Genomic DNA, 21887 nt, shown 5'->3' with positions numbered 1-21887 from the left:
CCATTAAAGACATACATGGAAAACACAATCGCACAAAAATTAGATGCTCTCCTGAAATTGCAGGAAATTGATTCAAGCCTAGACGAAATACTTAAAACCCGCGGAGACCTTCCCGAAGAAGTGAGGGACCTCGAAGATGAAATTATCGGCTTTGAAACGCGCCTCAGCAAATTCAAAAGTGAAATCGCCAATTTGAATACGGAGATCGACAATTTCAAAAATGCGCAGAAAGAAGGTGAAAAACTGATCAAAAAATACAAGGATCAGCAAATGAATGTCCGGAACAACCGCGAGTACGATGCCATCACCAAGGAAATCGAATTGCAGGAACTTGACATGCAACTGGCTGATAAAAAGATAAATGAGGCCCGTGCCCGCATCAGGTTGATCGAAGAAGATGCAAATCGTGCCGAGTCAGTTCTGAATGAAAGAAATGAAGATCTGAAAGCGAAAAAAGGAGAACTTTCGGTGATCACCGGTGAAAGCGAGGCGGAAGAAAAAGCATTGATCGCGGAAAGAGAGAAGCACATTAAGAAAATCGAAGATCGTTTGCTTAAATCTTACCAAAAGATCCGTGACAACTCAATGAACGGTCTTGCGGTAGTACATGTTTCCCGCGGAGCTTGCGGAGGCTGTTTCAGCATCGTACCTCCTCAGCGTCAGGCGGATATCCGTGAACGTAAAAAACTGATTGTCTGCGAACATTGCGGCCGGATTTTGGCCGATGTTGAAAGCGTAGAACCAGTTCACCAACGCAGATAAGATTCAGATAAAATATTTAAAAGGTTGTCTTACCCGGACAACCTTTTTTTATGTCCATCAAAAATGGTTTTGAGAATTTCAGGACTTTCTGGTTTGTTTTTCAGGTTAATGTGCTGTCTTGCTACACATTACCTAATTGCTTCATTTACTCCCGTATTCGCTGAAACACGCCCGGCGACCGTAGATTTTTCACCAAAACTTCAAAAAGCTTACTTTGAAATCCAAAAGCTTCGGATTAATACTGCCCGGGAAATTGTTGATAATGAGAGAAATTCAGAGGCTGATAATGCATTTGTGCCTTACCTGGATAATTACGCGGACCTGCACTATCTCCTGATTTCAGAGGATGAAAATGCCTATAAGAAATTATCTGCACTGGAAAGTACGCGCCTGGATTTCATGGGACGTCTGCCGGATAACTCTCCTTTCAAACGTTTTTTCCAGGCAGAAATCCGTCTGCACTGGGCATTTGCGAAGCTCAAATTTGGAAACGAAGTCAGCGGCTCCTGGGAAATTATTAAGGCTTACAAGCTGCTGGAAGAAAATTACAAACTGTTTCCGCAGTTTCAGCCCACATTAAAATCGCTCGGTTTGCTTCATGTGCTCATCGGCTCTATCCCGGGCAATTACAGCTGGGTGGCCAAGGTTTTGGGTATGCGGGGCAACATTCAGGCGGGGATCCGGGAAATTCAGGTAGTTGGAAACGGGAATACGATTTTTCAACAAGAGGCTGATTTGATTGACCTTTTGCTCCATGCTTACACACTGGAATTATCCCCTGCCCAGCAAATCAAAATACGAAACTGGCCGAAAGAGCAGCCGGATAACCTGCTCCTGCATTTTTTTGCAACAACGGTTTTGATGAAAGAAGGCAAAAGTGAGGAAGCTGACAAATATCTGTCGACTGCACCCACTGGCCCCGCCTACATTCCATTTCCATTTTTGAATTATTTAAAAGGGGAAATCAATTTACAAAGAGGCGATTATCAGGTTGCGTCTGAAAACTATCTAACATTTTTGCGGCAGTACAAAGGTTTCAATTATTTGAAAGACTGCAATTTAAAGCTCTTTATGTGCCAGTGGCTCAGCGGTAATGATCGTGGAGCCAAAACCTATCTTGACAAAATTGCCAGATCCGGAAAGACGATTGTTGAAGCAGATGCTTTTGCAACAAGATTTGCAGCTGATTTTGAAGCAGGAAAAATTAGCTCTGGACAAAAAGTTTTATTTAAAGCACGATACGCAACCGATGGCGGATATTTGAAAGAGGTGTCGGAACTCATGCGTGCACTTTCTGAAAATTCATTTCAAAAGGTTGCAGAAAAAGCGGAGTACAATTATCGGACGGGCCGCATTGCCCAGAAATCGGAGCAAAATCTCAACGCAATTTCTTCTTACGAGCGCGTTTTAGTATTACCGGTACAGGATACCGAAGGCTTCTGCGCATCCGCGGCGCTCCAACTTGGCTACATTTATCTGGACCTCAACCAGAAACAAAAAGCCATCGCTTACTTCAAAAAATCAATGTCGTTCAAGAATCATGAATACAAAAACAGCATTGATAACAAGGCGAGAGCGGCCCTCACAAAATTAGGTCAATAATTTCTGTTACTTTTTAGAAACCGCGCGTCTAATGGATAACACGTAACCGAAATCCATTATGGCAAAATACGAGAGTACCAATCCACGCAATATCTTAAACTGGTCGGAAGAAGACAGGCCACGCGAAAAACTGCATTTAAAAGGCCGCGAAGTACTGTCCGACGCCGAGCTGATCGCGATTTTGATCGGCTCGGGCACATTTGAAAACTCTGCAGTGGATGTCGGGAAGATCATCATGGACCTTGGCAACAACAACATCAATGAACTTGCCAAGCTGACTGTAAAGGATTTGACCAAGATCCGCGGCATTGGAAAAGCCAAAGCAATCACCATCCTGGCAGCATTGGAACTGGGTCGGCGCCGAAGTGAAAAAACCATGGAGCGAAAAAGAAAAATCACCGGCCCGGAATCTGTTTATGATGAAATGAGGCAGCATTTGCTGGACAAGCCCAATGAAGAATTCTGGATTTTACTGCTTAATCGCGGCAATACGGTGATGCGGGCCATGCAGGTAAGTAAAGGCGGCGTCGCCGGTACGTCAGTGGACATTAAGCTGATTTTCAAACTGGCGATCGACCATTTGGCCAGTTCTCTGATTTTAGTCCACAATCATCCCTCTGGCCAACTGATACCAAGTCACGCTGATATCTTGCTCACGTCGCAAATAAAAGAGGCAGGCCGATTGCTCGACATGCCTGTTTTGGACCACATGATCTTCACAGACCAGGGTTATTATAGTTTTACCGACGAGGGCGATATGTGATCAGAAAACCGACTCTTGTTTAACAATACCCTTCAACTCACTGTAAGGAATGACGAAATTAATGTGGCCGCGGACGTAAGCGGCAATTTCGTAAGGGTTATAATTAAACAGGATTCCCTCTCTCGTAAAAACGTAGTTGGCAGGAAGAAAGAATTGATGGTTGAGAAGAAAATAGCCCGCATCTTCCAGATTTGCACCGGGCGTGAGCTTTTCTATTTCGCGAAATTTCTTTTCGACGAGTTTTAATAATGCGGTCGAGTCGGAAACAAACTTGCTCATTGGCGTTTCGTCGCCAGTGGTCGTATCAAATGCGTGGTAGGAAAGAAAACTGTTCGGATGTGCGCCGCCGGTGAATGCGTAGTTATCGATTTGATAAAAAAGCACTTTGTTGGTCACCATTACCGTGTCTCCCTTCAACTCTACCTGCCAGCAGCCGGGCGCGTCGGGAGCGGATTTTTTGAAATCCAGGTAATTTTTCTCAAAAACCTGATAGGCGCCTTTCAAGCTGGTTTTTGCTGCCGGGTTAGCAGCAATGCTGGCTGAATCTGCAAAAGAATTAACGATTTTGATCGACTTTGCAACAATGTTATCGCTGATGGCACTGGCAGCATTTCCGCCAGCTGACGGCTGCCAAAGCTGCACCGAAATTGAAACACCTTGATTTTTAACGGTATCGCAGGCGCCAAAACCGGTTACCAGCAGGCTGCCGTCGGATAATGTTGCTTGCTCCGTTCTTCCCTGCTCGGAAGATTTGTTGCAGGCAGAAAACAGCACTCCGCAAAAAAGAATGACCAGACTGTGTTTGAAAAACTTCATGATAAAACGCTGAGTACGGAAAATTAAAGGCTCATCAATTCCTTGAAGCGGATCGCCTGGCGACGGGAGATTTCAATTTTATCACCGCCTTGAAGGGTTACCAGCAAGCCGCCGCTAAACCACGGTTCGATTTTCTCAATCCAGTTCAGATTGATAATGTGTTTTCGATTCGCGCGGAAATAGGTGTTTGGATCAAGTCTTTCTTCCAGGTTGTTTAAAGATTTAAGAACCAAAGGCTTCTGGTCGTCGAAATGCAGGCGGACGTAATTACCCATCGATTCAAAAAGGCGGATTTTACCGAGTTTTACAAACCAGCATTTTTCTCCGTCTTTCACAAAAACCTGATCATTTGCACCCAAAACCTTCTCGACGCGTTCTTGCGAATGTGCGATCGGCTCAGGATGCGCCTGATTTTCTTCAATTCGGTGGATGGTCTCTTTCAAACGTTCGGTATCGATCGGTTTGAGCAGGTAATCCAGCGCATTAAATTCAAATGCTTTGATCGCGTATTCGTCGTAAGCCGTCGTAAAGATTACTTCCGGACTTTTGCCTTCGATGGAAGAAAGCAGCTCAAAACCATTTTTTCCCGGCATCTGAATGTCCAGAAACAACAGCTCCGGTTGCAGGTCTTCGATCAAAACCAAAGCTTCTTCCGCATTGGCCGCCTCTCCTACAATCTCAATTTTCGTGTAAGGTTCAAGCAACCGCTTCAACTCATTTCTGGCTAAACGCTCGTCGTCAACAATTAAAGTCCTCATGGCAGATCAGTTAGGAATATATTGAAAAATTGATTTTAACATTAAGATCCTGTTCCCGACTCCGCACCGACCATCATCACCCCCTCCGACAACATAGGTATTTTCACTTCCGAGCAAACGATTCCTTCTTTATATTGGAAAATCCGGAAAGTCGCGCCCTTTCCATATAATATTGACAGGCGTTCCGCAGTGTTTTTCAACCCTACCCCACCCGATTCTGTATTCGATAAATTTTCTGTGGAACCCAGGGTCCCCGAATTCAGGATTGTGATTACCAGTAAATCGTTATCAATTTCGGAAGTCATCTCAATGATACCGCCGCCCATAACTTTTGAAACGCCGTGCTTGATGCCATTTTCAACCAACGTTTGCAGCATCATTGGCGGTACCTGCCAGTAAATCGCCTGTGGGTTGGTGGTGATGGTATACCGCAGCCGGTCTTCGTAGCGCACTTTTTCCAGTTCCAGGTAATCTTCGACGGTTTTGATTTCCTCTTGCAAATCCACCGTTTTTCGTCTGTCGGCGAGCAGGGAATTTCTTAAAATATTGGATAGCTGCGTAATGCTGACCTGCGCTTTCGCCGGATCTTCATAAACCAGCGCGCGGATGCTATTTAATGCATTGAATGTAAAATGCGGGTTCAGCTGTGACCTTAAAACCTTTGCCTCTGCTTCACGCATGGACATTTTCAGCATGATCTTTTCATAACTTTCCAGCCGCGTTTGTTCCACATAATGATAAACCGTGTATGATAAGATCCAGGCCAGCAGATTTTTACACCAGTTGGCATAATATCCCCAGAACACCAGCGGCTGGTTCAGCAAATTATGTTCGAGCATTTCGCGGTCCATCGGCTGATTGATCATCGCCATGATCAGGCCAAGCCATAAAACGGAGCCGACAACCCTTAATGCAAGCCGGGGCAGCGGAAGCGACGACCAGTTCCATTTCCGGATAACCAATCTGTAAACGTGTGTGAGGCAAATGCCGAGCAGAATGTTGGCGAGGGCAGTATAAAATTCCCCGAGCTCGAAGCCGTATTCCAATACGTAGGGAACGTATTCGAACATGATCAGCAGGGTCCAACCCAGGATCTGCAAGGTCCAATAAGTCCTTTTTTTGGACATGAAAATGATGAAACGCTGATTATTCCGACAAGCCGCAAATGTACCGATGCGTCAAAAAAAGGTGTGCTTTACTACACGAAAGGAGACGAATCTACACAAACGGCTTTTACAAAGTTTGCGGAATTTCTAAGGAAAGCAAATGCGTAATGTCGTTGGAAACTTCCAGATCGAATTGCTGGGTATCGTAAGAGTAGTTTATTTTGTAGAGGCAAAGGTTACTGTGCTCATAATCGTCCATTTTGATCAATGGCTGCTTGAAAAGCGTCGTCAGCAAAACACGCATGGCGCGGCCGTGCATGGCGATCAGGATATTTCTTTCGTGCGGCCTGGAAATAATCGTTTCGATCACAGGCAGTTGACGCTCGCGGACTTGTACTGGGCTTTCGCCTTCTTCGGCCGAGAGTTCCACTTGTCCGCTGCGCCAGGCGGCTACCAGCTCGCGGTAATAGTTGTTGTCACCGGTATTCGGCTCGCGGCCTTCACGGATTCCCCAGGAGATTTCGTTGAGGCCCGAATAGCTTTCGTGCGGGATACCCAGGCGGATGAACCCGCGCACGGTTTGATGTGTTCGCTTTAAGTCAGAAGTATAAATTTTATCAAAAGGAACATGCTGATAAGCATTGAAAAAAGCGGCTGCCTGGGCTTCTCCCCATTCGTTAAGCAAAGAGTCAACGCCACTTCCCTGAACCACTCCTCTGCGATTGAAATCCGTTTCACCGTGGCGAATGAGGTATATCGATTTTCTTTTCAAAATAAATAGTACTATTTAAATATTAATTTTGCAAATACCTTGTTATCAGTCAATAAAGCCACTACAAATTTATACAATTTTTAGATATGTTCGCTAAAACCGTCACGATTGATCAACTTCATCGGCTCAGAGAGAACACCATCGCCGGACATCTTGGTATTGAATTTATTGAGATAGGAAATGATTACTTATCCGCGCGTATGCCCGTCGATCAACGTACGCACCAGCCATTTGGGATTTTGCATGGCGGGGCCTCGGTGGTGCTGGCAGAAACACTGGGCAGCATTGCTTCGTATCTGACATTGCCGGACGAAAGCCAGCATGCCGTCGGATTGGAGATTAATGCCAACCATTTGCGGCCGGTGAAAGACGGATTTGTATACGGTGTGGCGAGGCCGATCCATCTGGGGCGGACCACACATATCTGGGATATCAGAATTACCAATGAGCAGGATAAACTCGTTTGCATCAGCCGGCTTACTGTCGCTATTGTGAATGCAAGCCCGCAGAATTAATTTGCAGAACCATTGATTGCCGAATACGCATGTTTTCAATAGACACCGATACCAGAATTTCCATATTTGAGGGCCTGCAGGTGCAGGATATCTGGGAAGCTTCCAGGCAGCTGGGATTTCCTTCCGCACTGTGGCGGCTTCCTCATACCAATGAAATCAAACTTTTAATTTCCATTCACGAAGGCATCCGCAAATGTCAGCCCGACCTGGAAAAACTTTCTCCCGGCTTCATTATCAATACTTTTCAATCGCAAAATGATGATGAAATGCTTTTTCTGGAAGGAGATATCATACTCACTTTTTCAGAAAGCAATGTTCTGAAAACTGTTCAAAACCGAATTGGCGAAGAGCATTCCGAAGTAAAAAGGCTGATCAGTCTGGCAGAAAACATCGGTTCGAAGCAGGATGCAACTTCTCCCGGAACATTCTTTCATCTTGAAAAACCGGAAAACCAGGACCCGGCAGCCCGCTTCCAGCGGACGGTTGAGTTGGCCGTCTCGGCGATCCGTCAGAAACAATTTAAGAAAGTGGTTCTGTCCCGGACGAAGGAGCTGGGATATTCTGAAAATTTTCAGCCGGCAGAGGCATTCCGCAAGCTCTCAGCAGTTTATCCGCATGCATTTATATCGCTGGTAAACCTTCCGGAACATAATGAAATGTGGCTGGGTGCGAGTCCCGAGCTACTGGTTGGCCAGAATGCTGGCGGCAAATTCACAACAATGTCCCTGGCTGGGACGCAGAGTGCACGCAATGCCGCGGGTGAAATTGTTCCTAAGTACGACATTCGCTGGAATGAGAAGGAAATCGAGGAACAGGCGATGGTGAGCCGGTATATTGTAGAATGTTTCAAGAAAATCAGGCTGCGGGAATATCAGGAGACTGGTCCGCGCACGGTGCTGGCAGGGAATTTGTATCACTTACGCACTGATTTCGAAGTGGATACAATCGCATTGAATTTTCCTGAACTGGCCTCGGTCATGTTGAAACTGCTTCACCCGACTTCGGCGGTGTGCGGGGTGCCTAAAAAGGAGAGTTTGCAATTTCTTACCGACGTGGAAGGCTACGATCGCTCGTTTTATAGCGGGTTTCTGGGACCGGCGCAGGTGGGTGGTGAAACCAATCTTTTCGTCAATTTGAGGACGGTTAGATTTAAGGATGGAATCGCTACTTTTTTTGCCGGCGCAGGTATTACAGAGGATTCTATACCAGCCAAAGAGTGGGAAGAAACAGAATTAAAATGCGAAACACTGCTGAAAGTGATAGCACCGACGTTTTAAAAATATTTTTCATTATTAAACTTTTATAATACAAAAAAGTCTAATCGGTTTAAGATTAATATATAATTTTGAGATTCACTCGGAAAAGGATATAAAGTCCTGATGACCCCTAAACCATTAAGTTCCGGAATTTGCCAACCCTATGAATTCTATCTCGAAGTCTGTTTTTGCAGGCATTTCACAAATTAAAACCAATCCACTCTCCTATCTTCTTGTTTCGGGTACGCTCTTCATCACACTTTCCTGCGGAGAAAAAAAAGATACTTTTCAGCAAAAAGGCGGCGGTGGCCCGACTACTGTTGATGTAATTATTGCCAAAGAACAAAGGGTAAGTGATAAAGTTGAGGTGAACGGTACGATCGTAGCAAACGAATTTGCCGAATTACGCCCGGAAGTGAGCGGGCTTCTTACCTATCTGAATGTTCCGGAAGGAAAATCAGTCGAAAAAGGTACGGTAATTGCCCGTATTAATAATGCAGATTTGATGGCGCAGTTGAGCCGGTCGAAAATACAGTTGGACCTGGCGCAAACTACCGAAAAGCGGCTGAAACAACTGGTGGATATCAATGGTATTAATCAGGCCGATTATGATCTGGCTGTGAACCAGGTGAATACATTAAAGGCCGATATGGTTTACACCCAGGCTTTGATTGATAAAACCATCATTAAGGCGCCTTTTACCGGGGTGATCGGTTTGCGGAAAGTGAGCGAAGGCTCCTACGTTTCGCCAAACAGTGTGATCGCTACCATGCAGCAGCTTTCCAATCTCCGGGTCGATTTCACGATCCCTGAAAATTATCAGAAATATGTTTCAAAAGGCGGCAATGTAGAAGTGTTGCTGGATAATTCAGGCCGGAAAGAAACGGCCAGGATCATTGCCCTGGAACCGCAGGTAAACCAAACAACCAGAAACATTACCGTGCGCGCCGTGCTGAATTCAGGCAACACCAGCCCGGGCTCTTTTGCCAAGGTATACCTGAATGCGACGAATAATAAAAGCAGCATTATGATCCCTACCAACTGCATTATCCCGGAAGCGATGGGTAAAAAAGCAGTGACCGTGAAAGGTGGCAAAGCCGTTTTTGTGACCATCGAAACGGGGGACAGGAAAGAAGACGTCGTAGAAGTTACAAGTGGCTTATCCGTTGGTGATACCGTGGTCGTATCGGGTGTATTGTTCGCCCGTCCCGATGCTCCTGTGAAAGTGAGAAACGTAAGAAGCGTAAATGTTGCAAAGTAGCTCATAGGGTTACGATGACTATTCCCTTGAAACCTGTCCTATGAATATTTCAGAATTATCCTTAAACCGGCCCGTACTGGCGGTCGTCATGAACCTGCTCATCATTTTGTTTGGTGTGGTAGGTTATAACTTTTTGTCGCTCAGGGATTATCCGGCCATTGATCCTCCGATTGTCAATGTGCGGACCAGCTACACCGGGGCCAATGCCGATATCATTGAAAGCCAGATCACTGAGCCGCTCGAAAAGAGTATCAATGGTATTCCGGGTATCAAAAGTATCAGCTCATCCAGCCAGATCGGTTCCAGCAACATTACCGTGGAATTCAACCTGGAAGCCGACCTGGAAGGCGCCGCGAATGATGTGCGCGACAAGGTAAGCCAGGCCCAGCGGAATTTACCGCAGGATGTGGATGCCCCGCCTGTGGTAAGCAAGGCCGATGCAAACAGTGATTTTATCCTGTTGCTGGCAGTACAAAGTCCTTCCAAAGGTCTGCTGGAACTGAGCGAATACGCGGAGAATGTTCTTCAGCAAAGTTTACAGACCATTGATGGTGTGAGCTCCATCAACATTTTCGGGCAGAAAAGATATGCGATGCGTATCTGGCTGGACCCGGATAAAATGAGCGCATTTAACATTTCTTTTAATGATATAACCAATACGCTGAGCTCTGAAAACGTGGAGCTTCCGGCGGGTAAGATTTATGGTAAAAATACCGAGCTGACCATCCGGACGATGGGCCGGCTGACCAGTGAAAAAGAATTCAGTGATCTCGTAATCCGTAATGATAGCAGCGGTATTGTGCGGCTGGCTAATGTGGCGAAAGTGGAGCTAGGGCCTGAAAATGAAGAACAAAGCTGGAAATACAACGGTATGTATGCCGTGGGTTTGGCGGTAATCCCTCAGCCCGGCGCCAACTACGTGGAGATCTCGGATGAATTTAACAAGCGTCTACAGGAAATCCAGAAATCCAATAAATCGGACATTACATTCAGTGTACTGATTGATAACACGCGACTTGTACGCCAGTCGATCGAGGAGGTGGAAGAAACCCTTTTCATCGCATTTTCGCTGGTGGTAATCGTAATTCTGTTCTTCTTCCGGAATTTTCTGGTGGCAGTCCGCCCGCTTATCGACATTCCGATTTCCCTGGTCGCGACATTCTTCGTCATGTATCTTTTCGGGTTTTCGATCAACATTCTGACGCTTTTAGGAATTGTACTCGCCACGGGTCTTGTGGTGGATGATGGCATCGTGGTCACGGAAAACATTTTCCGAAAGCTGGAAACCGGATTACCGATCCGACAGGCAGCATTAGAAGGTAGCAGGGAGATTTTCTTTGCGGTAATTTCCACCTCGCTGACACTGGCCGTCGTGTTTTTGCCCGTTATCTTCCTCGAAGGTTTTGTCGGAAGTCTTTTCCGGGAATTTGGTATTGTGGTAGCATCCGCGGTTTTGATCTCGGCATTTGTTTCGTTGACAATTACACCCGTTTTGAACGTATTCCTGAACCGGAAAGATGCAGGTCATGGATGGTTTTATAATAAAACAGAGCCTTTCTTCACGGGCATGGAAGACGGCTACAACCGCAGCCTGCGCGGATTTATGAAAGCGCGCTGGATCGCCTGGGTACTGGTAGCGGCTTGCGGCGTATTGATCTGGTTTACCTACACCCATCTCCAAAGCGAACTTGCGCCTATGGAAGACCGGAACAGCATCCGTTTCAACTTATCTGCACCCGAGGGTACCAGTTTCGACCAGATGCAGCAGGTCAATGATGAGCTGGGCAACTTCTTAAATGACTCTGTACCCGAAAGAGCATTCACCTTCTCGGCCACGCCGGGCTTTGGTGGCGGTGGAGTTAATAGCGGCACGGCGCGTATCGGTTTGGTACCGGCCGGAGAACGTAAAAAAAGTCAGAATGATCTTGCGCAGGAAATCAATAAAAAGCTTTCAAGATTTAATAACGCACGGATTTTCGCTACGCAGGAGCAGACGATTGCCGTAGGTCAGGGTTCAAGAGGCGGCTTACCTGTACAGTTTGTTCTTCAAAATCTTGATTTCGATAAAATCTTCAATGTATTGCCGAAATTTCTCGAAGAAGCCCGCCAGGACCCCACATTCCAGAATGTGGACGTGAATTTGAAATTCAACAAACCGGAAGTAAGGCTCACCATCGACCGCCTGAAAGCGCGTGATTTGGGACTATCTACCACCGACGTAGCCGCGGCTATCCAGTCAGCATTCAGCGGTCGTCGTCTGGCTTATTTCATTAAAAATGGTCAGCAATACCAGGTTATCGGCCAGGTGGAACGTTCTGAGCGTAACAAGCCGGGCGATATTTCAAAACTTTACGTGCGTAACAGCCGCGGCGAAAGCATTCCGCTGACTGCCGTCGTAAAAATGACGGAAGAAAGCGGCCCGCCGACGATCTATCACTTCAACCGATACAAAAGTGCAACCGTATCTGCCTCGCTGGTAGAAGGAAAAACGATTGGTGACGGCGTAGCTGCCATGCGCAGGATCGCCGCCAAGCTGCTCGACGAATCATTCCAGACATCCTTGGTAGGTTCTTCCCGAGATTTTGAAGAAAGTTCTTCCAACACCAGTTTTGCATTCGGACTTGCGCTGCTGCTGGTATACCTGGTTTTGGCCGGACAATTTGAAAGCTTTACAGATCCTTTCATCATCATGATCACCGTGCCGCTGGCCCTCGCCGGCGCATTGCTGAGCTTGTATATCTTTGGTTTAACCATCAATATTTTCTCGCAGATCGGTATGATCATGCTGATTGGGCTTGTAACCAAAAATGGGATTTTGATTGTAGAATTTGCAAACCAGAAGCGGGAAGCTGGTATGGGCCGGACGGCTGCGGCGGTGGAATCTGCTACTCAGCGTCTCCGCCCGATCCTGATGACCAGCCTTGCTACGGCATTTGGTGCCCTGCCGATTGCGATGAGTTTGGGTGCTGCCGCTACCAGCCGTGTGCCGCTGGGCGTCGTGATCGTAGGTGGCTTAATGTTCTCCCTGATCCTGACATTGTTTGTTATCCCAGCTATTTACACCTTTATTTCACCTAAAAAACACCGGGTAATCCACGAACAAAAAGCGACGCCAGCGCAGATCACCGCCTGATACATCCGACTTTCGAGTTCGCCCTGAACCATTAATCAACATTTGTTTTTGCATGAACCTGTTCGCAATCTTTAAAAACAATACACTGCTATTTCTCTTATTGCTTTGTGGCAAATCCTTTGGTTATCAGGCGCCTGACACGCTTGCGCTTACATTAGACAATGCCATTGCCACTGCATTAAAGAATAGCTATGAAATAGAAATTGCAAAGAACAATGTTGAATCCAACACCATTTTGAATAACTATGGCGTCGCCGGCGGCTTGCCGGTAGTGGCCGCAAATGCTTCCAACACCGAGCAGGTTACACAGGTAAACCAGCGACTGAATGATGGTACGGTGATTAACCGGAATGCTGCGGCGGGTAATAACACACAGGCCAACCTGACCGTCGGGCTGCTGCTTTATAATGGAAAAAGGGTGGTTTCTACGAAAAAAAGGCTGGCAGAGCAGCAATTTCAAAGTGTTGAAGTACTTAACTCTCAGGTTCAGAATACCATAGCCTTGGTGATGACGAGCTACTACGATGTAGTTCGCCAGCTAAGTTATCTCAATACATTAAGGGCTTCCATACAAGCATCCGAAAAACGTCTTGAAATTTTGCAGGTACGTAAAGAGGCGGGTATGGCCAATAATGCGGATATTTTTCAAGCCGAAATTGACCTGAACACATTGAACCAGACCCTGCAAGATCAAATGATGGTGGCGCAGGTGGCCAAAGCAGAGTTGCTTCGGGTTCTGACACTGGACCCGAAATCGGCTGTGACGATCCGGGATACGATCACGGTTGACAACAATTTGCAGCTTCAAACTATTCTGGAACGACTTACCCTGAATGCGGATGTGAAGGCAGCGGATCACCAGATCAAAATTAATGAGCTGATTGTGAGGGAAACTGCTGCACTGCGCTACCCGACGGTGAGGCTCAACACTTCCTACAACTATTCCAGAAACCAGGTAGCAGCGGGTTTGACGCTTTTGAACCGGTCGGTAGGTCCGAATGCTGGGTTAACGTTGGTAGTGCCGATTTATAATGGTTCGGCTTATAAAAGGCAAAAACAGGTCGCCGAAATCAATACGACAAACGCAACCCTACAGCGTAACATGGTTTTGCGCGACTACAATGCGGGTGTCGTGAAAATGTACGAAACCTACCTGAGTTCCCTGCAACAGCTTGAAACACAGAAGAGAAACTTTGCATTAAGCAAGCAGCTTCTTGATTTAACATTACAACGTTTCCAGCTGATCCAGGCGACGATCATTGATGTGCGTGAGGCGCAAAGAAGTTTTGAAGATGCAGGCTACCGGATGATCAACCTCAATTATGCCGCCAAAGCTGCGGAAATTGAACTGAAACGCCTGAGCAACACATTACAGTAACCTTACTTTAAGATATGTTAAAACGCTGGCCTTCACGACCGGCGTTTTTGTTTTGTGCCTGAATGCTGCCGGATAGCCGCCGGTCTTGCCGAAAACGTTACCTTTGCCGGATAATTTTGACACAACAGCATGCTTTTTATAGGAAAATACAATAACCTGACGATCGAGCGGGTAACCAGCGTGGGCATGTTCCTAAGCGACGTGGAAGGTGAAGAAGTGCTCCTGCCGAACCAATATCTCACCGACGAAATGCAGGTGGGCGACAACATAAGGGTTTTTGTTTACCTCGATTCCGAAGACCGCCCCGTCGCTACAACCGAGACGCCGAAGATCGTCCGCAACGAATTTGCATTCCTGGAAGTAAAGGATGTTTCCGAGTACGGCGCATTTATGGATTGGGGGCTCATAAAAGACCTTTTTGTGCCGTTCCGTGAGCAAAGCAAGACGATGGAAATCGGGGAGCGCTATGTTGTTTTTCTTTATCTTGATCAAAAAACCTCCCGGCTGCTGGCTTCCGCCAAAATTGATAAATTCCTTGAAAATGAGCGGCTAACCGTGAAGGAAGGCGATCAGGTAGAGCTCCTGGTTTATCAAAAAACGGATCTGGGTTTCAATACCGTCGTCAATCAATACCATAAAGGACTTATCTACGCCAACGAAGTTTTCCGCGACCTGGAAGTGGGCGATTCGCTGACAGGTTATGTGAAAAAAATCCGGGAAGACAACCGGCTGGATATCAGCTTGCAAAAAGGCAGCGCAGAGCAAATTGAGCCCACGTCGCTGCTGGTTTTGGAGGTATTAAAAAAGGAAAATGGTTTTCTGAATCTTTCCGACAGCAGTTCGCCGGAAGACATTTACAAGAAATTCCAGATCAGTAAAAAAGTATACAAAAAAGCCATCGGCGGCTTGTACAAGCAAGGGCTTATACGAATTGCCACCGATGGGATTTATTTGATTGGAGAGGACTAAGACCGGTTACTTCGTCCCGTACTTCTCCTTATACTTTTCGTAAAGCCGTTTTTGCTTATCATCCAGGTTCACTTTTGAGCCCTTGATATACACGGTTTTGATCACATTACCCCGCATATCCAGCACATCACCGTCGGCCACCAGGAAAGAGGCATGTTTGCCTTTTTCCAATGTGCCTACTAGCCGTTCTGCACCGATAATTTCGGAGGCATTCTTGGTGATAAACTGCAATGCTTCTTCCGGGGTAACATTTCCAAAACCGGATGAAGTACCTGCTAGAAACGCCAAATTACGTGTACGCCACCATTCATCGGAGTAAGTGATCGCCACTTTTACGCCTGCTTTGTGTAAAAGTCCGGGTAACTCGTACGGCAAATATACATTCTCGTCAACGCGGTCAGGCAGGCGGTGCGTAGGGTTCAATACTACCGGCACCTGGTTTTCCTTCAAAAATGCAGCGACTTTGAAAGATTCATTTCCACCGACAATCACCAGCTTTTTCACCCCCGTTTCTTTCGCCAGCTTAATCGCTTCCACAATATCCTTGGCATAATCTGCCCGGACGTACAGATTCGCAGAACCATCAAAAAGTGGCTTCATAGCCGCCAGACGGAGATTAACCGGATTGGGCGAAGCAGTTTCACCATAATTTTTCGCATCTGCCAATGTAGCCTTGATCATATCGATCGCTTCCTGGCGCTTCTCATTTCTTTTAACAGAAACCGTAAAATCCTCATTATTGAAGGTACTTGCCAAAAACGGCGGCCAGCTGAGCCAGATACCATCGTCCTTTTTCAAAACCGCATCTTCCCAGTTCCAGCCATCACTGTAAAAAACCGACGACGATCCGGAAATAAGCCCGCCCTGCGGTACCGCCTGCGAAAGCAGGATACCATTACCTCTCAATGTTGGTATTACCTCAGAATCAGAATTATAAGCGACCAGCGCGCGGACATGCGGATTGATCTCCCCTACTTCCTGAAAATCCAATGTGGCTCGGACCGACGCCACTTCCTGCAAGCCAACTGTCGTATTCAGCGAAATAATACCCGGATAAATGTGCTTGCCCTTCGCGTCAATCGTCTCTGCGCCCGTCACATTCGAAACCGAGCCGGCCGCACTGATTTCGGTGATTATACCCTTATCAAATGCAATCACACCATTCTGGATCACCTGCCCATTCCCGACGTGGATGGTAGCGCCCGTCATGACCACCGGCTTGCTTTGCGGCAGACTTGGCGCTGGATTTTGCGCTTGTGTTTTGGAAAATATACCCGCCGCCAGCGAAAATGCGATGGCCAGCGCGGGAATTGTGTTTTGATTTTTCATGATAAACTTTGAATGTTTTGGAAAGAAAAACTACCGGAGCTCGGTATCCATACCCGCCACGTCTTCGCAATGCCACATTTTAGGCTGCGAGGCCTGCGGTTTTTGCGTCGGCTTGCCTTCGCTTTTGTCCCCGATCATTTTCTGGATCAGTCGCTCCCTTTCCACCAGCATCGTTTTTTGCTTTTCCTCGTCTTTTTTCCGATCAAAATACATGGTACCCTCGATCATCGTGAACTCAGGTCGCGCGTACACCGACAGCGGGTGCGCGTTCCAGAGTACCAGATCCGCATCTTTTCCGGCTTTCACACTGCCCATCCGATTTTCCAGATGTAGCAGTTTCGCAGGATTCAAGGTCACCATTTTCCAGGCATCTTCCTCAGGCACACCGCCGTACTCCACGGTTTTGGCAGCTTCCTGGTTTAGCCGGCGCGCCATTTCCGCATCGTCCGAGTTGATCGCCACCGTCACACCTTCATGATACATTAGGGCTGCGTTGTAAGGAATTGCCTCTTTTACTTCCATTTTATAAGCCCACCAGTCGGCGAATGTCGAGCCGCCGATACCGCGTTTCGCCATGCCATCGGCCAATTTGTAGCCTTCCAGAATGTGGGTAAATGTATTGATTTTAAATTTCAGCGAGTCGGCCACATGCATCAGCATATTGATCTCCGACTGCACGTAAGAGTGGCAGGTGATAAACCTTTCGTTCGCCAGGATTTCTGCCAGCGCATCCAGCTCAATGTCGCGTCTTGGCGCAGTCAATGATTGCTTTTTCGAACTAGCATTATAAGTTTTCCAGCTGGCGGCATATTCTTTGGCGCGGATAAAATGATCAAAATAAACCTGCTCCACACCCATCCGCGTTTGCGGGAAACGTACCCGCTGCACATCGCCCCAGTTCGATTGCTTCACATTCTCGCCCAGCGCAAACTTGATCGTCTTCACATCCGGCATCAGCATATCCGACTGGCTCGTTCCCCATTTCAGCTTGATCATCGCACTTTGCCCGCCAATCGAATTCGCAGATCCATGCAGTAGCTGAGAAGCTGTCACCCCGCCAGCCAGCTGGCGGTAAATGTTAATATCGTCCGGATTGATCACATCACTCATCCTCACCTCGGCCGAACTTGTCTGCCCGCCTTCGTTAATGGTAAAAAGCGCAATGTGTGAATGTTCGTCAATGATCCCGCTGGTCAAATGCTTGCCAGTACCATCAATCGTCCTCGCGCCCGAAGGTGCCGCCAGCGACTTACCTACCTTGGAAATTTTACCATTCTGAACAATCACATCCGCATTTTGCAGGATACCTTCTTTTTCGTTTGTCCAAACCGTCGCATTCTTAATCAGGACCGTTTCAGCTTTCGGTAATGTTTCATTTCCAAAACCCACAAAAGGATACACAATCGGCCCGGTTTCTTTGGGCTTGATCGCGCTCGTATCTGCCGCAGCTGCTGTTTGCTGGTATTTTTCAGACAATGTTGCCGCCCAGGGAACCACAGTTCCGTCGGGTAATACACCCTCTCCCGCCAGGCCGCTACCTGCGATCCAGCCGGTCAGTCTGATCGTTCCCGACGCTTTTTTGTCGGGCTGATAAGAGATCGTCAAAAGTTCATTGGCGAGCGTAACTTTTGGCGTGATCTTAATGCTATCCTGGATCAAAACCTTGTATTCCGGCTTTTCCGGCGAGCCGGTGATCTGCAATTTCCCGCCCGGCTGGTTGTTCACCTGCAAAGAATAAGTACCTCTGATATCCGGCACATTCAGCGGCGCAATGATGTATTTCTTTCCCTGCACCCAGTTTTCATAAATCACATTATCCTTCCCGAACAAGTCACCCGAGGTAATGATAAAGTTTGCAAGCAACCCGGCTTTGAGGCTACCGATCTGATTTTCAGCTTTGATCAGGCTTGCTGGCAATGTTGTGAGCGCTTCCAGTGCCTTTTCTTTTGGCAGACCGTACTCGATAGCGGTTTTAATATTTTTCAAAAAATCACCTTTGTTTTTTAAACCAGCCGTCGTGAATGCAAAAGGAATTTCAGCCTTCGCAACTTCCGCTGGATTTTTCGGTGCGAGCTCCCAATGTTTCAGTTGCGCCATACTTACCACGTCCGCATCCCAGGGATCGGTCACGTCATAAGCATCTGGAAAAACGATTGGCAAAATCAGCGGTGCTTTCGTTGCTTTTACTTCCTTGATCCGCTGGTATTCATCGCCGCCGCCGCGGATAATGTACTGAATACCAAACTCATCCCCGATTTTATCGGCGCGAAGAATGCTGTATTTATCATTGGTTTCAAAAATGGAAGGAAGCGTTTTGATCTGGTTAAATGCGTCCAGAGAAAGATTTGCCTCTTTATTTTTTTCTTTCGCATACCAATCGGCATCATAGTAATTCTGCCGCAGCAGCGCCACCACGCCCATCGTCGACGAAGGGTAAGTCTGCGAAGAAGTGCCTTTGCTGAAAGAAAAATGCGCCGATGCTTTCCGGTTCAGCAAAGCTTTATTTGCAGCTTCGTCCGTCAATGTTACCAGCGCGCCGTTTCCCCGCACAATGCCATCGTGAGAATAAACCAGCACCGTACCGAAGCCAATTTTTCGCAGGTCGCCCGCCTTTTTTGCATCCGGCGTGAACATTAGGCTCGCATCATTTTCAGGCTGTACGGCCTGGTTCCAGCCAAACGCACCTTTTTTATTCGATTCAAGTTGAGGCGTTTGTCTTCCGCCGCCCGGTCTGTTCCGGGTTACTTCGGGCATCCCGTAATCCGAGTCCAGGTCGATGAGCGAGGGGTAAATGTATTTTCCCTTTAAATCCACCACAATGGTTCCCGCGGGTATTTTCGCCTGCTTGCCAACTTCTTTAATTACCCCATTTTCAATCAGCATCGTGCCGTTCGGAATGGTCGTTTTTGAATCAACTACAATGGTAGCGTTGGTAAAAGCATATCTTCCGGGACGCTCGTCGTAAGCACCGTTTCGGGGAAATGTTTCCTGCGCGTGACAATATAAACCGACGGTGAGAGCGGCGAGGAACGTTGATAGTTGTTTGAACATATATTGTTATTTTAATGAAAATTCAATCCTACAAGATACAAGGAAAATCATTTTCTTTACACTTCATCCACTATTTCAAATCCGAATGACTTACGAAGAATTTAAAGAATCACTTGCCCAATCATCGCCGCCAAAGGGCATTTCTGTTCTTTTAGAGGCACTTTGGTATGATGCAAAAGGAAATTGGGAGGCCGCCCACAACATTGCCCAAAGCAGCGAAGGTACCCGCGATTATGATCATCTACACGCCTACCTACACCGCGTTGAAGGCGACACCTGGAATGCCGGTTACTGGTACAGAAGATCTGGTAAAGAGGTGTTTAAGGGGACATTACAAGAAGAATGGGAAAGTCTTGCACAGTCGTTTCTTTGAAAAAATATAAGGCTTTTAGCTTATATTAATCAATTATAAGGTTTTTAGCTTATATTCTTATGATATAAGGTTTTTAGCTTATATTTGATAGTTATAAGTTAAATAGCTTATATTTTATGAAAAAGAACCAGGCAGTTATTACCGCTGATATGGTTAACTCAACGCTCTTTTCAAGGGAAGAGTCCACATTATGGCTTGAAAATACCCTTGAAATCCTGCGTCAGCATACCACATTTCAATGGGCACTAAAACCCGAAATTTACCGTGGCGACAGTTTTCAGGGCGTTTTAAAAAATGCATCGGAAGCCATGAAAGTGTCCATTCTGGCAAGGGCCGCAATGCGCAGCCATGCACCGAATACCGATTTACGCATTGCCATCGGTATCGGAAAAATTGAATCGCTCACCGACCGGGCCGGGACTTCCGACGGGGAAGCATTCAGGTTATCCGGGCATTTGGCGGATAATATTCGCAAACAAAAAGCGCGGATCGGGATTGCGCTCGCGGTGCCTTCAGAGCCACTGAATGCAACCCTGGATCTGCTCGAAACATTGATCGAGAACTGGACGACTGCTCAAAGTGAGGTCATTACCGCATTGCTGAACAACTATAATGTAAACCAGATCGCTGAGAAATTTTCGATCAGCCAGTCTGCCGCAAGTCAGCGTGTGGCGGCTTCCAAATGGTGGGCAGTTGAAAGTTTTTTGGCTACCTTTCCAAAACATTTAGAGCTATACACAAAACGCTAAACCCTCATGAAGGAATTTCTCCTGCTGCTTCTGGCCCACATTATCGTCGATTTTTACTGGCAGCCTACTTCCTGGGTGGTTGACAAAAAAGAAAAATCATTTCGCTCGAAATACCTTTATTTCCACATTCTGCTCGTCATTGTAGTTTCCTATATCCTGCTCGGACACTGGGATAACCCGCTGCCCGCCATACTGTTAGGCATCGCCCACGGCATGATTGATATTTTCAAAGTGAGTCTGGATAAAAAAGGCAGCATTACCTGGTTTGTCGGCGACCAGGCGGCACATTTGATCAGCATTATCATCACCGCGCTGCTGATCACCCACAATGTGCCGGCCGGTTTTGAAACATTTAAAAACTGGATTTATACGCCCAAAACACTGGCCATACTTTCGGGCGCGCTGCTCACATTATCACCGATTTCATTCCTGGTAGGTATACTTACCCGGCCCTGGCGCGAAGAATTGGCCACGCTGGTACCCGAGGCCAATGATAACCTGGCCAATGCAGGCCGGTGGATAGGCATGTCGGAAAGACTACTGATCTTCGTTTTTGTACTTGTCAGCCAGTTTGCAGCGATCGGCTTTTTGATTGCAGCGAAATCACTTTTGAGATACAATGATAAAACCGCGGAAGGCACCTCGGCCGCGTACATCAGCAAAAAATCGGAGTATGTGCTTGTCGGGACTTTGATGAGCTACACTTGCGCAATTGCCGTGGCCCTGGCGGTGAAAATGTTTTATTGAAAAAATCCGCAACTGCTTTAAACCCAGGCACGATTTTAGCCTCTAACCCGGGTATCTAAACTTTGTAACCATGAGAAAAACAATGTTTGCCTTTTTGCTGGCGTTTGCGAGCATGACGGCTTTTGCACAACGCGGAGATTCAGGGATGACGCCGGAGGCACGTGCTGAAAATCAGACTAAAACTTTGACCGAAAACCTGAAACTTTCGGATGACCAGAAAAAACAGGTGTACGACCTGAGCCTGGCGCGCGCGAAAAAAATGCAGGAGATGCGCGATTCACAGAAAATGGACCGTGAGCAAATGCGGGCTTCGATGGAAACATTCAACACTGAAATCGCGAAAATATTGACCGTTGAGCAGCAGGAAAAATACAAAACCATGCTAGAAGATCGACGGAATAACCGGGGTGGTGGAAACGGAGGTCCGAGAGGCGGCGCGGCACCAGGAGCAGACGGCGGAGGCACCAACAACTAATACACTGATCAACAAACTAAAAAAGGAGACTGAATCCAAATCAGCCTCCTTTTTTAATGCATTTGAAAAAAC

The 21887-nt window shown here is 46.9% G+C and carries 20 protein-coding genes; 13 read left to right on the top strand and 7 right to left on the bottom strand.

Features of this window, described 5'->3' with window-relative positions; all coding sequences use genetic code 11:
- Window positions 1-15 precede the first annotated feature (15 nt).
- The 3 genes from FEN17_RS17620 (at window position 16) to radC (ending at window position 3127) form a co-directional block, all read left to right on the top strand.
- The gene (locus FEN17_RS17620; protein WP_138366634.1) at window positions 16-762 is read left to right on the top strand and encodes a zinc ribbon domain-containing protein; all 747 of its coding nucleotides are present in this window, start codon (window positions 16-18) and stop codon (window positions 760-762) included.
- 63 nt (window positions 763-825) lie between these two features.
- The gene (locus FEN17_RS17615) at window positions 826-2364 is read left to right on the top strand and encodes a tetratricopeptide repeat protein (RefSeq protein ID WP_229208863.1); all 1539 of its coding nucleotides are present in this window, start codon (window positions 826-828) and stop codon (window positions 2362-2364) included.
- A gap of 58 nt (window positions 2365-2422) precedes the next feature.
- The gene (gene radC, locus FEN17_RS17610; RefSeq protein ID WP_138366633.1) at window positions 2423-3127 is read left to right on the top strand and encodes a RadC family protein; all 705 of its coding nucleotides are present in this window, start codon (window positions 2423-2425) and stop codon (window positions 3125-3127) included.
- Here the strand turns inward: radC and FEN17_RS17605 are convergent, their stop codons facing one another.
- The 4 genes from FEN17_RS17605 to FEN17_RS17590 all read right to left on the bottom strand — a co-directional run bounded on the left by FEN17_RS17605 (window position 3128) and on the right by FEN17_RS17590 (window position 6579).
- Entirely contained in the window at window positions 3128-3943 is an 816-nt protein-coding gene (locus tag FEN17_RS17605; protein WP_138366632.1) for a PdaC/RsiV family protein, read from the bottom strand. It lies immediately after the preceding gene.
- Between the two features lie 23 nt (window positions 3944-3966).
- Entirely contained in the window at window positions 3967-4701 is a 735-nt protein-coding gene (locus tag FEN17_RS17600) for a LytR/AlgR family response regulator transcription factor (RefSeq protein ID WP_138366631.1), read from the bottom strand.
- Window positions 4702-4742: 41 nt separating this feature from the next.
- Window positions 4743-5828, bottom strand: coding sequence for a sensor histidine kinase (locus tag FEN17_RS17595; protein ID WP_138366630.1), 1086 nt, complete (start codon window positions 5826-5828; stop codon window positions 4743-4745).
- 106 nt (window positions 5829-5934) lie between these two features.
- On the bottom strand, window positions 5935-6579 hold the full coding sequence (locus FEN17_RS17590; protein WP_138366629.1) for a histidine phosphatase family protein: 645 nt from the start codon (window positions 6577-6579) through the stop codon (window positions 5935-5937).
- A gap of 86 nt (window positions 6580-6665) precedes the next feature.
- Here FEN17_RS17590 and FEN17_RS17585 point away from each other — a divergent pair, with 86 nt between their 5' ends.
- From FEN17_RS17585 to FEN17_RS17565, 5 genes are all read left to right on the top strand, one after another.
- Window positions 6666-7094 carry a hotdog fold thioesterase gene (locus FEN17_RS17585; RefSeq protein WP_138366628.1) on the top strand — a complete coding sequence of 143 codons (429 nt, stop codon included), beginning with the start codon at window positions 6666-6668 and terminating at the stop codon, window positions 7092-7094.
- 29 nt (window positions 7095-7123) lie between these two features.
- Window positions 7124-8371 carry a chorismate-binding protein gene (locus tag FEN17_RS17580; protein ID WP_138366627.1) on the top strand — a complete coding sequence of 416 codons (1248 nt, stop codon included), beginning with the start codon at window positions 7124-7126 and terminating at the stop codon, window positions 8369-8371.
- Between the two features lie 142 nt (window positions 8372-8513).
- Entirely contained in the window at window positions 8514-9611 is a 1098-nt protein-coding gene (locus tag FEN17_RS17575) for an efflux RND transporter periplasmic adaptor subunit (protein ID WP_138366626.1), read from the top strand.
- A 40-nt stretch (window positions 9612-9651) separates the two neighbouring features.
- Window positions 9652-12744, top strand: a complete 3093-nt coding sequence (locus tag FEN17_RS17570) for an efflux RND transporter permease subunit (protein WP_138366625.1) — start codon at window positions 9652-9654, stop codon at window positions 12742-12744.
- Between the two features lie 52 nt (window positions 12745-12796).
- The gene (locus FEN17_RS17565) at window positions 12797-14122 is read left to right on the top strand and encodes a TolC family protein (protein WP_138366624.1); all 1326 of its coding nucleotides are present in this window, start codon (window positions 12797-12799) and stop codon (window positions 14120-14122) included.
- On the opposite strand, the gene FEN17_RS27775 is transcribed toward FEN17_RS17565, so the two are convergent.
- Window positions 14114-14245 (bottom strand): hypothetical protein, encoded by a 132-nt coding sequence (locus tag FEN17_RS27775; RefSeq protein ID WP_262711559.1) that lies wholly within the window; start codon window positions 14243-14245, stop codon window positions 14114-14116. The two genes, FEN17_RS17565 and FEN17_RS27775, sit on opposite strands and share 9 nt — an antisense overlap.
- Before the next feature lie 6 nt (window positions 14246-14251).
- On the opposite strand from FEN17_RS27775, the gene FEN17_RS17560 reads away from it, so the two are divergent.
- A complete protein-coding gene (locus FEN17_RS17560; protein WP_138366623.1) occupies window positions 14252-15091 on the top strand; it encodes a CvfB family protein in 840 nt (279 codons plus the stop codon).
- Between the two features lie 6 nt (window positions 15092-15097).
- Here the strand turns inward: FEN17_RS17560 and FEN17_RS17555 are convergent, their stop codons facing one another.
- A complete protein-coding gene (locus FEN17_RS17555) occupies window positions 15098-16420 on the bottom strand; it encodes an amidohydrolase family protein (RefSeq protein WP_138366622.1) in 1323 nt (440 codons plus the stop codon).
- Window positions 16421-16450: 30 nt separating this feature from the next.
- The gene (locus FEN17_RS17550; protein WP_138366621.1) at window positions 16451-19471 is read right to left on the bottom strand and encodes an amidohydrolase family protein; all 3021 of its coding nucleotides are present in this window, start codon (window positions 19469-19471) and stop codon (window positions 16451-16453) included.
- Between the two features lie 85 nt (window positions 19472-19556).
- On the opposite strand from FEN17_RS17550, the gene FEN17_RS17545 reads away from it, so the two are divergent.
- The 4 genes from FEN17_RS17545 to FEN17_RS17530 all read left to right on the top strand — a co-directional run bounded on the left by FEN17_RS17545 (window position 19557) and on the right by FEN17_RS17530 (window position 21815).
- Entirely contained in the window at window positions 19557-19844 is a 288-nt protein-coding gene (locus FEN17_RS17545; protein ID WP_138366620.1) for a hypothetical protein, read from the top strand.
- A 116-nt stretch (window positions 19845-19960) separates the two neighbouring features.
- Window positions 19961-20593: a SatD family protein gene (locus FEN17_RS17540; RefSeq protein ID WP_138366619.1), complete on the top strand. Its 633-nt coding sequence runs from the start codon at window positions 19961-19963 to the stop codon at window positions 20591-20593.
- Between the two features lie 6 nt (window positions 20594-20599).
- Window positions 20600-21340 (top strand): DUF3307 domain-containing protein, encoded by a 741-nt coding sequence (locus FEN17_RS17535; RefSeq protein WP_138366618.1) that lies wholly within the window; start codon window positions 20600-20602, stop codon window positions 21338-21340.
- 70 nt (window positions 21341-21410) lie between these two features.
- Window positions 21411-21815, top strand: coding sequence for a DUF4890 domain-containing protein (locus tag FEN17_RS17530; protein WP_138366617.1), 405 nt, complete (start codon window positions 21411-21413; stop codon window positions 21813-21815).
- Window positions 21816-21887 lie beyond the last annotated feature (72 nt).

The organism is Dyadobacter luticola (assembly GCF_005860805.1).
Lineage (GTDB): Bacteria > Bacteroidota > Bacteroidia > Cytophagales > Spirosomataceae > Dyadobacter > Dyadobacter luticola.
The sequence above is the reverse complement of the archived record's forward strand: the minus strand, read 5'-3'. Positions and strand labels throughout refer to the sequence as shown.